11 protein-coding genes are annotated in these 14,625 nt (G+C 61.8%); 8 read left to right on the forward strand and 3 right to left on the reverse strand.

Going from position 1 to position 14,625, the window contains the following annotated elements:
- Positions 1 to 91: 91 nt before the first annotated feature.
- Positions 92 to 1,036, forward strand: coding sequence for a GlxA family transcriptional regulator (locus J1G34_RS23890; RefSeq protein ID WP_065892452.1), 945 nt, complete (start codon positions 92 to 94; stop codon positions 1,034 to 1,036).
- Positions 1,037 to 1,692: 656 nt separating this feature from the next.
- Here the strand turns inward: J1G34_RS23890 and J1G34_RS23895 are convergent.
- Both J1G34_RS23895 and J1G34_RS23900 read right to left on the reverse strand, forming a co-directional pair.
- A complete protein-coding gene (locus J1G34_RS23895; protein ID WP_122484243.1) occupies positions 1,693 to 2,109 on the reverse strand; it encodes a DUF3010 family protein in 417 nt (138 codons plus the stop codon).
- Positions 2,110 to 2,150: 41 nt separating this feature from the next.
- On the reverse strand, positions 2,151 to 2,552 hold the full coding sequence (locus tag J1G34_RS23900) for a lysozyme inhibitor LprI family protein (RefSeq protein ID WP_065885435.1): 402 nt from the start codon (positions 2,550 to 2,552) through the stop codon (positions 2,151 to 2,153).
- A gap of 219 nt (positions 2,553 to 2,771) precedes the next feature.
- Between J1G34_RS23900 and J1G34_RS23905 the strand changes: the two genes are divergently transcribed.
- The 6 genes from J1G34_RS23905 (at position 2,772) to etfB (ending at position 10,510) form a co-directional block, all read left to right on the forward strand.
- Complete coding sequence (locus J1G34_RS23905; RefSeq protein ID WP_065885436.1) at positions 2,772 to 3,749, forward strand: dipeptidase; 978 nt, start codon at positions 2,772 to 2,774, stop codon at positions 3,747 to 3,749.
- 52 nt (positions 3,750 to 3,801) lie between these two features.
- Positions 3,802 to 4,332 (forward strand): DUF5943 domain-containing protein, encoded by a 531-nt coding sequence (locus tag J1G34_RS23910; RefSeq protein WP_008033249.1) that lies wholly within the window; start codon positions 3,802 to 3,804, stop codon positions 4,330 to 4,332.
- A gap of 15 nt (positions 4,333 to 4,347) precedes the next feature.
- On the forward strand, positions 4,348 to 6,408 hold the full coding sequence (gene dgcA / locus J1G34_RS23915; protein WP_065892455.1) for a dimethylglycine demethylation protein DgcA: 2,061 nt from the start codon (positions 4,348 to 4,350) through the stop codon (positions 6,406 to 6,408).
- 157 nt (positions 6,409 to 6,565) lie between these two features.
- A complete protein-coding gene (gene dgcB, locus J1G34_RS23920; protein WP_130139013.1) occupies positions 6,566 to 8,509 on the forward strand; it encodes a dimethylglycine demethylation protein DgcB in 1,944 nt (647 codons plus the stop codon).
- The gene (gene etfA, locus J1G34_RS23925; protein WP_222994718.1) at positions 8,509 to 9,729 is read left to right on the forward strand and encodes an electron transfer flavoprotein subunit alpha; all 1,221 of its coding nucleotides are present in this window, start codon (positions 8,509 to 8,511) and stop codon (positions 9,727 to 9,729) included. Before dgcB ends, etfA begins: the two co-directional genes overlap by 1 nt.
- Positions 9,730 to 9,739: 10 nt before the next feature.
- Positions 9,740 to 10,510, forward strand: a complete 771-nt coding sequence (etfB, locus tag J1G34_RS23930) for an electron transfer flavoprotein subunit beta (protein ID WP_122484240.1) — start codon at positions 9,740 to 9,742, stop codon at positions 10,508 to 10,510.
- A gap of 842 nt (positions 10,511 to 11,352) precedes the next feature.
- Here the strand turns inward: etfB and gbcA are convergent.
- A complete protein-coding gene (gbcA, locus tag J1G34_RS23935; protein ID WP_065885441.1) occupies positions 11,353 to 12,648 on the reverse strand; it encodes a glycine-betaine demethylase subunit GbcA in 1,296 nt (431 codons plus the stop codon).
- Positions 12,649 to 12,930: 282 nt separating this feature from the next.
- Between gbcA and gbcB the strand changes: the two genes are divergently transcribed.
- A complete protein-coding gene (gene gbcB / locus J1G34_RS23940) occupies positions 12,931 to 14,031 on the forward strand; it encodes a glycine-betaine demethylase subunit GbcB (protein ID WP_065885442.1) in 1,101 nt (366 codons plus the stop codon).
- Positions 14,032 to 14,625: the final 594 nt, after the last annotated feature.

The following is a 14,625-nucleotide window of genomic DNA, read 5'->3' on the forward strand; positions in this document are numbered from 1 at the left end:
GGCTCTTGCACTGCAGCGACCTGCGCGCTTGAATCCGCCCGTGAACGGGAGTATCACAGTGCCACGCTGGTCGTCCCACGAGAGCGCCATCATGTCCCAGGATTTTTATTTTTTGCTGATGCCGGGGTTCTCGGCCATCGGCTTTATCTCCGCCCTTGAGCCGCTGCGCGTGGCCAATCGCTTTCGTGGCGAGTTGTACCGCTGGCACATATTGAGCGCCGACGGCGGTGCGGTGCTGGCGAGCAACGGCATGTCGGTCAACGCCGATGCCGCGCTGGAGCCGCTGAAAAAAGGCGCGACCTTATTGGTGGTGGCCGGCTTTGAACCCTTGCAGTTCGCTACGCCTGCCCTGGCGCACTGGTTGCGTCGCCTCGACCACGACGGTGCAACCCTCGGCGCCATCGACACAGGTGCCTGCGTACTGGCCGAGGCGGGCCTGCTCGACGGCCACCGGCTGACCCTGCATTGGGAAGCGATCGACGCCTTCAAGGAGGCCTATCCGCACCTCAGCGTGACCCAGGAACTGTTCGAGATCGACCGCCGCCGCATCACCTGCGCCGGCGGCACCGCGTCCATCGACCTGATGCTCGACCTGATCGCCCAGGCCCACGGCCCGGACCTGGCAATCCAGGTCTCCGAGCAATTCGTGCTCGGCCGCATCCGCCCGCGCAAAGACCACCAGCGCATGCAAATCGCCACCCGCTACGGCATCCATAACAAGAAATTGGTGCAGGTGATCGGCGAAATGGAGCAACACACCGAGCCGCCCCTGAGCACCCTGGCCCTGGCCGAGGCGATCAAGGTCACCCGGCGCCAACTGGAGCGGCTGTTTCGCCTGCACCTGAACGACACGCCCAGCAACTTCTACCTGGGCCTGCGCCTGGAAAAAGCCCGGAAACTGCTGCGCCAGAGCGGCATGAGTGTGCTGGAGGTGAGCATTGCGTGCGGGTTTGAGTCGCCGTCGTATTTCACAAGGAGCTATCGGGCAAGGTTTGCGAAATGTCCGAGAGAGGATCGGCGACGGGAGGTGGTTTGATCGTTTTTTAGTCAATTAGGTATAAAAGCGGCCGGCACCGCAGATCAATGTGGGAGGGGGCTTGTCCCCGATGAGCATAGGTATCTACACAGTTTTTGGCGACACCGCACCTGTGGCGAGGGAGCTAACGCGTATCTACCTGACGCTCCGAGGTCCAAATGTGGGAGGGGGCTTGCCCCCGATGGCGGCCTCTGGGCCGACCAGGATGCTGGATTGAAACGAGTACATATCCGTTTCTGCGGTAACGGCCACTTAGGGTTCCGCCCTGACGGCGGCTCACTTTTGAAAAGCGCAAAAGTAAGCAAAACGCTCTTGCCCCACCACTCGGCACCTCGCCTAGGCTCGGTGTGCCCGAACGCAGGCTTGAATCCGTGGGCCGCCGCCACGCGCCATCCATGGCGCGGGGCGGCTAACCCGGCGTCCTGCCGGGTTACCCACGGATTCAAGCCTGCGTTCGGCCAGCGTGGTTTAACGGGGCGCCTGAGATCAAGATCAAAAGCAGATCAAGAGCGACTCGCTTCGCATCGTGGTTACGGTTGAGCGCTACAGAGTTGTGTAGATACCTATGCCCCGATAGTGGTGGGTCAGCAGCACATAAGTGACTGACACACCGCCATCGGGGGCAAGCCCCCTCCCACAGTAGATTGTGGTGTGGCTTATTTTTTCAGCAGGGCCGAACACGCCGCCTTGTAAGCCTCGTGCTGATACTTGTTCAGCGTCGCGGGCAGGTCAAAGTTGTGCTTCTTGTTCTGCGCATTGATGGTTTGCGGTGACAAAAGCGTTACCTCCACCCCGTCCAGCAGTTGAAACACCCCTTCAATCTTGAATGTCGTCGGGCCACCGGCGAATTCGCCTTTCTTGCTGCGTTTCTTGATCGCGATACGGGTGATGGCGTTTGCCTGCACGAATGCCTTCACCTGTGCGGCGAAGGCCTTGACGTTGGCGGCTTCGTCATCGTCTTCAAGGGCGATTTTCTTGGTGGCCAGGGCGACGTGGGTCAGCGCCTGGTTGTCCAGTGAAGCGAGGGCGATGATGGCTTCGCTGCCTTTGATTTCGATGCCGCAGAGGGTCATGAGTGGCCTTGGTTCAGATTGAAAGGGGTGGGGATTGTCGCTTATTCCTGCCCAATCGACTCCAAAAACTCCGACCGCTCGTCACTCATCCGCGCCAGGCAATCGTTGTGCGCAATCGCATAGGCCTTGGTCCCGGTGACCGCCGGGAAAGTGTCCACCGCACAATCGGCGTCGCGCAGTTTTTCCCATTTTTGCTGGGCGTCCTTCAGACGGGCGGTAATGTCCGCCAGTTTGGTCTTGTCGCTGCCATAGGTCGAACCCATGCGTTCGAGCAGCCCCTGATAGTTGTCCTTGAGCAATTGCTCGGCGGTGGTTTTGTTGTAGGTGGCGCATTCCAGGGTTTGCTGGTCGTTTTCGATGCCGTCGCACGGCGTGCTATCGGTGTCTTCGGCCGCGTGGACGCCGGTTGCGATGAGTGCCAAAGCCAGGAAAATCGATTTCATTGCGCCGTCTCATATCAGGTGATGCGGGAATTCTGGCTCAAGCGTAAGACAAAGAACAGCCGCCAGTCAGACCTCTCTTAACAGCCTTTGTCGTGGATTGACGCTTTCGGCAATTCCCCTGTCGTTTTTGCACCCGGCTCCGTCGGTCCCTGGGCATATGCTGGCCCCAAAGCGCCGGCAGACGATTCGGCGCATGAATCGCCAATAAGGGGACGCCTGATGAGCCCAGCCGAGTTGCACGCCGACAGCATCGTTATCGACGGTCTGATTATTGCCAAGTGGAACCGCGACCTGTTCGAAGACATGCGCAAAGGTGGCCTGACCGCCGCCAACTGCACGGTGTCGGTGTGGGAAGGCTTCCAGGCCACGATCAATAACATTGTTGCCAGCCAGACCCTGATCCGCGAGAACAGCGACCTGGTGATCCCGGTGAAAACCACCGCCGATATCCGCAAGGCCAAGGAGCAGGGCAAGACCGGCATCATCTTCGGCTTCCAGAATGCCCACGCGTTTGAAGACCAGCTCGGCTACGTCGAGATCTTCAAGCAGCTCGGCGTCGGGGTGGTGCAGATGTGCTACAACACCCAGAACCTGGTGGGCACCGGCTGCTACGAGCGTGATGGCGGCCTGTCGGGTTTCGGGCGTGAGATTGTCGGCGAGATGAACCGTGTCGGCATCATGTGCGACCTGTCCCACGTCGGTTCCAAGACCAGCGAAGAGGTCATCCTCGAATCGAAAAAGCCGGTGTGCTACTCCCACTGCCTGCCGTCCGGGCTTAAAGAGCACCCGCGCAACAAGTCCGATGAAGAACTCAAGTTCATCGCCGACCACGGTGGTTTTGTCGGCGTGACCATGTTCGCGCCGTTCCTGGCCAAGGGCATCGACTCGACCATCGACGACTACGCCGAAGCCATCGAATACACCATGAACATCGTCGGCGAAGACGCCATCGGTATCGGCACCGACTTCACCCAGGGCCATGGCCAGGATTTCTTTGAAATGCTGACCCATGACAAGGGCTACGCCCGCCGCCTGACCAGCTTCGGCAAGATCATCAACCCGCTGGGCATCCGCACCGTGGGCGAGTTCCCCAACCTGACCGAGACCCTGCTCAAGCGCGGCCACCCCGAACGCGTGGTACGCAAGATCATGGGCGAGAACTGGGTCAACGTCTTGAAGGACGTCTGGGGCGAATAAGCCAGACACCTATCGGCAACACCACCACGAATTTTTCTGGAGTTAAGTTTCCATGGCCAAGATCGCCCCGCAATTGCCTATCGAAGTCGACAGCGAAACCGGTGTCTGGACCTCCGACGCCCTGCCCATGCTGTACGTGCCGCGCCATTTCTTCGTCAACAACCACATGGGTATCGAAGAAGTACTGGGCGCCGACGCCTACGCCGAAATCCTCTACAAGGCCGGCTACAAATCCGCCTGGCACTGGTGTGAAAAAGAAGCCGAATGCCACGGCCTGGAAGGCGTCGCGGTGTTCGAGCATTACATGAAGCGCCTGTCGCAACGCGGCTGGGGCCTGTTCAAGATCCAGGACATCGACCTGGATAAAGGCACCGCCAGCGTCAAGCTTGAGCACTCGGCGTTCGTCTACGTGTACGGCAAGGTCGGGCGCAAAGTCGACTACATGTTCACCGGCTGGTTTGCCGGCGCCATGGACCAGATCCTGCAAGCGCGCGGCAGCAAAATCCGCACTGTGGCCGAACAAGTCTACGGAGGCTCCGAAGAGGGCCACGATGATGGCCTGTTCACCGTAAAACCGTTGTAAGCCGAGGACCGTGCCATGGCTTTCGAAGCAATGTTTGCGCCGATCCAGATCGGCAAACTGACCATCCGCAACCGCGTGCTCAGTACCGCCCACGCCGAGGTGTATGCCACCGACGGCGGCATGACCACCGACCGCTATGTGAAGTACTACGAAGAGAAAGCCAAGGGCGGTATCGGCCTGGCGATCTGCGGCGGCTCGTCGGTGGTGGCCATCGACAGCCCCCAGGAATGGTGGAGTTCGGTGAACCTGTCCACCGACCGCATCATCCCGCACTTCCAGAACCTGGCCGACGCCATGCACAAGCATGGCGCCAAGATCATGATCCAGATTACCCACATGGGCCGTCGTTCGCGTTGGGACGGCTTCAACTGGCCGACCCTGATGTCGCCGTCCGGCGTGCGTGAGCCGGTGCACCGCGCCACCTGCAAGACCATCGAGCCGGAAGAGATCTGGCGCGTGATCGGCAACTACGCCCAGGCTGCGCGCCGGGCCAAGGCCGGTGGCCTGGACGGGGTGGAACTGTCCGCCGTGCACCAGCACATGATTGACCAGTTCTGGAGCCCGCGGGTCAACAAGCGCACCGACGAATGGGGCGGCAGCTTCGAAGGCCGCATGAAGTTCGGCCTGGAAGTGCTCAAGGCCGTACGTGCCGAAGTGGGTGACGACTTCTGCGTGGGCATACGCCTGTGCGGTGACGAGTTCCACCCGGACGGCTTGTCCCACGAAGACATGAAGCAGATCGCCAAGTATTACGACGACACCGGCATGCTCGACTTCATCGGCGTGGTGGGCTCGGGGTGCGATACGCACAACACCCTGGCCAACGTGATCCCGAACATGAGTTACCCGCCGGAGCCGTTCCTGCACCTGGCGGCCGGTATCAAGGAAGTGGTCAAGGTCCCGGTGCTGCACGCGCAGAACATCAAGGACCCGAACCAGGCCACGCGCATCCTCGAAGGCGGCTATGTGGACATGGTCGGCATGACCCGTGCGCACATCGCCGACCCGCACCTGATCGCCAAGATCAAGATGGGCCAGATCGACCAGATCAAACAGTGCGTCGGCGCCAACTACTGCATCGACCGCCAGTACCAGGGCCTGGACGTGCTGTGCATCCAGAACGCCGCGACCTCCCGTGAATACATGGGCGTGCCGCATATCATCGAGAAGTCCACCGGGCCCAAGCGCAAGGTGGTCGTGGTGGGCGCAGGTCCTGCCGGTATGGAGGCTGCACGCGTTGCCGCCGAACGTGGCCACGACGTAACCCTGCTGGAGAAGAAAGAGTTTATCGGCGGGCAGATCACCACGGCATCGAAAGCGCCGCAGCGTGACCAGATCGCCGGTATCACGCGCTGGTACCAGTTGGAGCTGGCACGCTTGAAAGTCGACCTGCGCCTGGGCGTGGCTGCGGATGCCGACACCATCCTCGACCTGCGCCCGGACGTGGTGGTGCTGGCCGTCGGTGGGCATCCCTTCATCGAGCAGAACGAACACTGGGGCGCTGCCGAAGGGTTGGTGGTGAGCAGTTGGGATGTGCTCGACGGCAAAGTCGCACCCGGCAAGAACGTATTGGTGTACGACACCATCTGCGAATTCACCGGCATGTCGGTGGCGGATTTCCTTGCGGACAAAGGCTGCCAGGTCGAGATCGTCACCGACGATATCAAGCCGGGCGTGGCCATCGGCGGTACGTCGTTCCCGACTTACTACCGCAGCATGTACCCCAAGGAAGTGATCATGACCGGCGACATGATGCTGGAAAAGGTCTACCGCGAAGGCGACAAACTGGTGGCGGTGCTGGAGAACGAATACACCGGGGCCCAAGAGGAGCGGGTGGTGGACCAGGTGGTGATCGAAAACGGCGTGCGCCCGGACGAAGAAATTTACTACGCCCTCAAGCCAGGCTCGCGCAACAAGGGCCAGATGGACGTCGAAGCCCTGTTCGCGATCAAGCCGCAGCCGTGCCTGAGCGAGGCGGGTGAGGGGTACTTGCTGTTCCGCATCGGTGACTGCGTGGCCCAGCGTAATACCCACGCTGCGATCTACGACGCCCTGCGCCTGTGCAAAGACTTTTGATGAGGTGAACGCGGTCAAATGTGGGAGGGGGCTTGCCCCCGATAGCGGTGGTTCAGCGACAGCTGTATCAACTGACACTCCGCCATCGGGGGCAAGCCCCCTCCCACATTCAAGGCCAGTTTCACAGTAGGCCTGTGTGGTCTTTGGGAGCTTCACCATGTTGAACACCTTGCTGCCTATTCTCTTGTTTGCCGCCCTGGGCCTCGCGGTCCTCGGTGCCTTGCGCCGGGCAAACATGTGGCGCCGTGGCCGCGCCTCCAAAGTCGACTTGCTTGGCGGCCTCTTGGCCATGCCCAAGCGCTACATGGTCGACCTGCACCACGTGGTCGCCCGCGACAAATACATTGCCAATACCCACGTCGCTACGGCGCTGGGGTTTGTGCTGTCGGCGTTGCTGGCAATCCTGGTGCATGGGTTCGGCCTGCAAAACCGTATCCTCGGTTACGCCTTGCTGCTGGCCTCGACCTTGATGTTTGTCGGCGCCATCTTCATGTACCTGCGCCGCCGCAATCCGCCTGCCCGCCTGTCCAAAGGCCCGTGGATGCGCCTGCCGAAAAGCCTGATGGCGTTTTCGGTGAGCTTTTTCCTGGTGACCTTGCCGGTGGCCGGCATTCTGCCCGCCGATTTTGGTGGCTGGCTGCTCGCTGCGCTGCTCGGCGTGGGCGTGCTGTGGGGCGTGTCCGAAATGTTCTTCGGCATGACCTGGGGCGGGCCGATGAAACATGCTTTCGCCGGCGCCCTGCACCTTGCCTGGCACCGCCGCGCCGAACGCTTTGGTGGCGGCCGTTCCACCGGTTTGAAACCGCTGGATCTGAGCGACAAGACCGCGCCACTGGGCGTGGAAAAACCCAGGGATTTTACCTGGAACCAATTGCTCGGCTTCGACGCCTGTGTGCAGTGCGGCAAGTGCGAAGCGGCGTGCCCGGCGTTCGCGGCCGGCCAGCCGTTGAATCCGAAAAAACTCATCCAGGACATGGTGGTCGGCCTGGCCGGTGGCACCGATGCCAAGTTCGCCGGCAGCCCGTACCCGGGCAAACCGATTGGTGAACACGCCGGCAACCCGCACCAGCCGATCGTCAACGGCCTGGTGGACGCCGAGACCCTGTGGTCGTGCACCACCTGCCGCGCCTGTGTGGAAGAGTGCCCGATGATGATCGAGCACGTCGACGCCATCGTCGACATGCGTCGCCACCTCACCCTGGAAAAGGGCGCCACGCCGAACAAGGGCGCCGAAGTCCTGGAAAACCTGATCGCCACCGACAACCCCGGCGGCTTCGCCCCCGGCGGTCGCCTGAACTGGGCGGCGGACCTGAACCTGCCGCTGCTCAGCGACAAGAGCAGCTGCGACGTGCTGTTCTGGGTCGGTGACGGTGCCTTCGACATGCGTAACCAGCGCACCCTGCGCGCGTTCGTCAAGGTGCTCAAGGCCGCCGGTGTGGACTTCGCGGTACTCGGTCTTGAAGAGCGCGACAGCGGCGACGTGGCGCGGCGCCTGGGCGACGAAGCGACGTTCCAACTGCTCGCCTCGCGCAATATCCAGACCCTGGCCAGGTACAGTTTCAAACGCATCGTCACCTGCGACCCGCACAGTTTCCACGTGCTGAAAAACGAGTACGGCGCCTTCAACGGCAACTACCTCGTGCAGCACCACAGCACCTTCATGGCCGAGTTGATCGGCGACGGCGCGCTGAACCTGGGTCAGCACAAAGGCACCAGCGTGACCTACCACGACCCGTGTTACCTGGGCCGCTACAACGGTGAATATGAGGCGCCGCGCCAAGTGCTGCGCGCGCTGGGCATCGAGGTCAAGGAGATGCAACGTTCGGGCTTCCGTTCGCGCTGCTGCGGTGGCGGCGGCGGAGCACCGATCACGGACATTCCCGGCAAGCAGCGTATCCCGGATATGCGCATGGACGACATCCGCGAAACCGGCGCCGAGCTGGTGGCCGTGGGTTGCCCGCAGTGCACCGCAATGCTCGAAGGCGTGGTCGAACCGCGCCCGCTGATCAAGGACATCGCCGAACTGGTGGCCGACGCGCTGCTTGACGACGCCCTGCCTGCGAAGGCGCCCCCCAAACGTGAACCTGCGGAGGTGCACTGATGAGCGACATTATCCGCCGCGACCCACGGGCCGAATGGATCGCCCGCAATCGCCTGCACCCGCTGCATGCGGCGATGCAGCCGGTGCAACAAAGTTGGATGGGGCCTAACGGCGTCATCCGCAAGAATGTGCACGGTGTGGGGTTTATCGGCCCCAACGGCATCAAGCGCATCGACCGCAGCGGCGCGCAACAGGGCGGTGCGGCCAAGCGTACGGCGGCGGTGCAAGTGCAACTGCCGCTGCATCAGGTTGCGGCGCCGGCGTTCTACATCAACGTGGTGCCGGATATGGTCGGCGGCCGCTTGAGCAGCCACGACCGCGATGTGCTCGGCCTGGCCCGGCAACTGGTCGGCAGTGACGGCGCGGTACTGGCCGTGGTGTTTGGTGAACACAAGGAAAATGCATTTGCCACAGCCGGCGTAGACCGCCTGCTGGTACTGGACGGTCATGAATTCGACGGTTATTCACCGGAGCAACGCGTCCAGGGTCTGCGGGCTGTGGATAACCAGTTCAACCCGCGTCACTGGTTGCTGCCCGACAGCCGCAGCGGTGGCGGTGAACTGGGCCGCCGTTTCGCCGCCAGCCTCAAGGAACGCCCGGCCACGCGGGTGTGGCAGATCAAAGGCGAGTCGTGTATCGGTCGCGCCGGCGCCGGCCAGGAAGATTTGGCGCGGCCGCTGCCACGCCTGATTCTCGCCGCCGTCGAGTGCGCCGATCCGGTCAGCGAGACGCGCCATGAAGTGTTGCCCGTGGAGTTATCCACAACCCTGGCACGCAGCCTGCCGCGTATCGAAGACCTTGGCGCGGTGGCAGTGGACCCGGCGGCGATTCCGATGGCCGAAGCCGAATTCATTTTCTCCGGCGGTAACGGCGTGAAGGATTGGGCGCTGTTCCACCAGACCGCCGCCGCGCTGGGCGCCACCGAAGGCGCTTCACGGGTCGCGGTGGACGATGGCTTCATGGCGCGTGATCGCCAGGTCGGCGCCAGCGGCACCTGGGTCACGGCGCGGGTGTACGTGGCCGTGGGTATTTCCGGGGCGATCCAGCACCTGCAAGGCATTGGTGCCTGCGACAAGGTGGTGGCGATCAACCTCGACCCCGGCTGCGACATGATCAAGCGTGCCGACCTGTCGGTGATCGGCGAAAGCGCCGCGATTCTGCACGCCTTGATCGCTGCGGTCGAGGCCTACCGCAACGGCGCCAAGCGCGATGCAGCCTAGGGACATGACCATGACAACCAATGTAATCAGCCTGGTATCCATCGGCGCCCATCCCACTTCCGGGCGCCCGCGCCGTGCCGAACAGGATGCGCGTGCCGTCGAGCTTGGCCTGCAAATGGCTGGGGATAAGTTGCAGGTGCTGCACGCCGGCGACATCAGCGAGCCGACCTTGCGCAGCTACCTGGGCATGGGATTGGCGCAACTGCATGTGCTGGAACAGCCGGCCGGTGCCGATGCGTTGCCGGTGTTGAGCGACTATCTGCGCGACGCCGGCGCCCAGGTGGTCCTGACCGGCAGCCAGGCGGAAACCGGTGAGGGCTCGGGCATGCTGCCGTTCCTGTTGGCCGAGCAACTGGGGTGGCCGCTGATTGTGGGGCTGGCTCAAGTCGAGTCCATCGACGCCGGCGTGGCCCATGTGCTGCAGGCGTTGCCACGCGGCCAGCGACGGCGCCTGAAGGTGCGCCTGCCGTTTCTGGCGACGGTGGATAACGCCGCTCCCAAGCCGCGCCAGAGTGCCTACGGCCCGGCGCAACGTGGTGAGCTTGCCGCCCACGACGTCGAGATTGAACAGGATGAGTTATTCACAGACGCGCTGCTGCAACCGGCCAAGCCTCGGCCCAAGCGCCTCAAGGTGATCAAGGCCAAGAGCGGCGCTGATCGCATGAAGGCCGCGACGGCCAAGGCCAGCGGGGGCGGTGGGCAGGTGCTCAAGGGTGTGAGTGCTGAAGAGGGCGCGCAGGCGATACTCAAATTGCTCATAGAAGAAGGCGTCGTACGCTGATTCCCTGTAGGAGGGAGCGTGCTCGCGAAAAACGTTAACGATAACGCAGCGTGTCCGGTTTTAACGCGGCGCTCTCTGGTTCTTCGCGAGCAAGCTCGCTCCTACAAATGTTTACCCACAATCGCTGTTGATGCGCCTGTGGATAACCTGTTCGCGGTTGTCTACACCCCCGGCGCATCATGCCCTGCAGCCCTCTGTACGAAAAATAACCAGCCTAACTGGCGGTTTTTACTGGGGTTTTTCCCGGGTGGGCGTACAGACTTGCCCCCAAAGTCTGTTGGCGCTTCTGTGGATAAGATGTTCGCTGTCGGCTGGGGGCCTTATAGATAAAGGCTTTGCTCGATACGATCAAAATATGATCAATTGTCGTGTTTACCTCTCTAAACACCCCTGAATCCCCCGAGATATGCAGCTTTGAGGTGGTTTTCCACAGTGTGGGCAAAGTTGCCCCCAAAGTCTGTTGGTGCTTCTGTGGATAAGGTGTTCGCGTACCGCTGCAGGGCACGTAGTTCGAGGCTTTCAATGGGTTGATCAAAAAACGATCAGGCGCGTGTTAAATCCATGCATATGAATAAGTCACGGATTTTCCTGGTTTAATTTTGAAGGCGGCCGGCAGTTGCCCACAATTGCTGTGGGTGGCTTTGTGGATAAGTTGTTGGGTAACCGCTGAAGCGCCCAGCCGCAGGGGGCTTGACTACTGTTGGTCAAATTTTGAACAGCTCAGACTCTTAATGTGGGAGGGGGCTTGCCCCCGATAGCGGTGCATCAGCCCATGAAGTTGCCGGCTGAACCACTGCAATCGGGGGCAAGCCCCCTCCCACATTTTATCCACGGTGTGTCAGTTACTCGTGCGCGGCCACGCCCTTGAGGTAAGGCGCAGGCGCTGCCCCCAGGTTGTTGAGCATGCGCTCGCTGTACCAATCCACAAAATTCACTACACCGAATTCATAGGTCTTGGAGTACGGCCCCGGCTGGTAAGCGGTGGAGTTGATGCCGCGCTGGTTCTCTTCGGCCAAGCGCCGATCCTGGTCATTGGTGGCGTCCCACACCTGGCGCATGCGCTCCACGTCGTAGTCCACGCCTTCCACGGCGTCCTTGTGCACGATCCACTTGGTGGTGACCATGGTTTCCTGGGCGCTGATCGGCCACACGGTGAACACGATGATGTGGTCGCCCATGCAGTGGTTCCACGAGTGGGGCAGGTGCAGGATTCGCATCGAGCCCAGATCGGGATTTTTGATCCGGCCCATCAACTTGGCGCAGCCCTGCTTGCCGTCCAGGGTCATCGACACGGTGCCCTTGAGCAGCGGCATGCGCACGATGCGGTTACGCAGGCCGAAGCTGGCGTGGGCGTAAGGAATCTTCTCGGCATCCCAGGCGGCGGCGGAAGCGGCGACGTGGTCCTTGAACGCCTGGTCGGCGCGCGGGTCGGTGACGTCGTCCCACTCCAGCAGGGTTTTCAGCAGTTCCGGGTGCGACGCGTTGCAGTGGTAGCACTCGCGGTTGTTTTCCAGCACCAGTTTCCAGTTGGCTTTTTCGAACAAGGTGGTCTGGATCGCCACCTTGGTGTTTTCCATGTCGTAGGGTTCCATGTAGTGGTTCAGGGTCGACAGGAAGTCATCGATGGCCGGCGGATTCTCGGCCATGCTGATGAAGATGTAGCCGCCGGCGGTCTTCACGTTTACCGGTTTGAGGCCGTACTGCTTCATGTCGAAGTCGGCGCCCATCTCGGTGCCGGCAAACAACAGGCGACCGTCCAGCTCGTAGGTCCACTGGTGGTAGTGGCACACGAGCTTGGCAACCTTGCCCTTGTCGCTGGTGCACAAGCGCGAACCACGGTGCCGGCACACGTTGTGAAACGCATGCACCACGCCTTCGGCGCCACGGATCACGATGATCGGGTTCTTGCCCACTTGCAGGGTCAGGTAGTTGCCCTTGGTGGGGATTTCGCAGGTCATGCCGGCGATCAACCACTCTTTCTGGAAAATTTCCTGCATGTCGATATCGAACAGCCGCTCATCAGAGTAAAACGGCTGCGGCAGCGAATAGGTGCGTTCGCGCTCTTGCAGCATGTGCGCGGTGGCCTTGCGTGCGGGTTCCAGCGGATCGCCCAAGCTTAAGGTTGCGGTGACGTCCATCGTGTATGTCCTCATGGCCATTCTGTGTGGCCGGCGAATAGTGGCTGATCAGGTTTGCAGCAAGGCGTAAAGAACGCGTCTTTGTTGGGAGCGAGTGTGGGCCCGGCGTGGGGGCGAACCTTATCCATGGGCGACATGGCCCAATCTGATCCCGACGCGCAAGCCCCTGTCGTTGGGGGCTGGTCGCGGTAAGTATGTGAATGTCGCAGATAGGTAAATGGGCGATTCGCGCGTTACGCAGAATCGCCACCATAAGGCCGAGCCTCGGCGGTGGAGAACAACATGTCCAATAATTTCCTGAACCCGGTAACCACCCAGACCTGGGCCAATGGTCGGCACATCGTCCGTTGCGTCAAAGTCATCCAGGAAACCTGGGACGTGCGCACCTTCTGTTTCATGGCCGACCAGCCGATCCTGTTCTTTTTCAAGCCGGGGCAATTCGTCACCCTGGAGCTGGAGATCGAAGGCCAGCCGATCATGCGCTCGTACACCATTTCCAGTTCGCCGTCGGTGCCGTACAGCTTCTCGGTGACCATCAAGCGCGTGCCGGGCGGCCGCGTTTCCAACTGGTTGCACGATACGCTGCATGAAGGCCAGGAACTGGCGGTGCACGGTCCGGTCGGGCTGTTCAATGCGATCGACTTCCCGAGCCCCAAAGTGCTGTACCTGAGCGGCGGCGTCGGCATCACGCCGGTGATGTCCATGGCGCGCTGGTTCTACGACACCAACGCCAATGTCGACATGACGTTCGTGCACAGCGCCCGTTCACCCAAGGACATCATCTACCACCGCGAGCTGGAACACATGGCGTCGCGGATCGACAACTTCAGCCTGCACCTGATCTGCGAGAAGCATGGTCTTGGGGAGCCCTGGGCCGGCTACCGTGGCTACCTGAACCACAAGATGCTGGAACTGATGGTGCCGGACTTCCTTGAGCGCGAAGTGTTCTGCTGCGGCCCCACGCCGTACATGAGCGCGGTGAAGCGCCTGCTGGAAGCCGCCGGTTTCGACATGACGCGCTATCACGAAGAGTCCTTTGGCGCGACGCCAGCGGAAGCGCGGGCCGACGCAGTGGAGCAGGCCGAACAAGCGGCGGATGCGCCGGAAGTCGACCTGGCGGACCTGCATCAGGTGGAATTCATTGCATCGGGCAAAAGCATTCGGGTGGCGCCGGGCGAAACGGTGCATGCGGCGGCGGCCAAGCTGGGGCTGTTGATCCCGAAAGCGTGCGGCATGGGCATCTGCGGCACGTGCAAGGTGATGAAGCTGGGCGGGGAGGTCGAGATGGAGCACAACGGCGGGATTACTGAAGAGGATGAAGCCGAGGGTTATATCCTGTCGTGCTGCAGTGTGCCGAAGGGCGATGTGCGTATCGAGTTCTGACAGCCGATCGTTCCCACGCTCCGCGTGGTAACGCCTCCCGGAACGCTCCGCGTCCCGCTTGAGTGGCGGTGACGCAGAGCGTCACGGGCTGCATACCCACGCAGAGCGTGGGCACGATCAGAGTGAGGGGTTGCTGGGTGGTTGATCGTTCCCACGCTCCGCGTGGTAACGCCTCCTGGGACGCTCTGCGTCCCGCTTGAGTGGTGGTGATGCAGAGCGTCACGGGCTGCATGCCCACGCAGAGCGTGGGCACGATCAGTGTAAGGGGGTTACTGGGCGGTTGATCGTTCCCACGCTCCGCGTGGTAACGCCTCCTGGGACGCTCCGCGTCCCGCTTGAGTGGCGGTGACGCAGAGCGTCACGGGCTGCGTGCCCACGCAGAGCGTGGGCACGATCAGTGTGAGGAGGTTACTGGGCGGTTGATCGTTCCCACGCTCCGCGTGGTAACGCCTCCCGGGACGCTCCGCGTCCCGCTTGAGTGGTGGTGACGCAGAGCGTCACGGGCTGCATACCCACGCAGAGCGTGGGCACGATCGGTGTGAGGGGTTGTTGGGTGGTTGATCGTTCCCACGCTCCGCGTGGTAACGCCTCCTG

Source organism: Pseudomonas sp. Wu6, assembly GCF_019891515.1.
Lineage (GTDB): Bacteria > Pseudomonadota > Gammaproteobacteria > Pseudomonadales > Pseudomonadaceae > Aquipseudomonas > Aquipseudomonas orientalis_A.

Coding starts and splice junctions, on each gene's coding strand:
- J1G34_RS23905 (WP_065885436.1), top strand. CDS start 2,772: ATGAGCCCAGCCGAGTTGCACGCCGACAGCATCGTTATCGACGGTCTG.
- gbcA (WP_065885441.1), bottom strand. CDS start 12,648: ATGGACGTCACCGCAACCTTAAGCTTGGGCGATCCGCTGGAACCCGCA.
- gbcB (WP_065885442.1), top strand. CDS start 12,931: ATGTCCAATAATTTCCTGAACCCGGTAACCACCCAGACCTGGGCCAAT.
- J1G34_RS23910 (WP_008033249.1), top strand. CDS start 3,802: ATGGCCAAGATCGCCCCGCAATTGCCTATCGAAGTCGACAGCGAAACC.
- J1G34_RS23895 (WP_122484243.1), bottom strand. CDS start 2,109: ATGACCCTCTGCGGCATCGAAATCAAAGGCAGCGAAGCCATCATCGCC.
- etfB (WP_122484240.1), top strand. CDS start 9,740: ATGACAACCAATGTAATCAGCCTGGTATCCATCGGCGCCCATCCCACT.
- J1G34_RS23890 (WP_065892452.1), top strand. CDS start 92: ATGTCCCAGGATTTTTATTTTTTGCTGATGCCGGGGTTCTCGGCCATC.
- etfA (WP_222994718.1), top strand. CDS start 8,509: ATGAGCGACATTATCCGCCGCGACCCACGGGCCGAATGGATCGCCCGC.
- J1G34_RS23900 (WP_065885435.1), bottom strand. CDS start 2,552: ATGAAATCGATTTTCCTGGCTTTGGCACTCATCGCAACCGGCGTCCAC.
- dgcA (WP_065892455.1), top strand. CDS start 4,348: ATGGCTTTCGAAGCAATGTTTGCGCCGATCCAGATCGGCAAACTGACC.
- dgcB (WP_130139013.1), top strand. CDS start 6,566: ATGTTGAACACCTTGCTGCCTATTCTCTTGTTTGCCGCCCTGGGCCTC.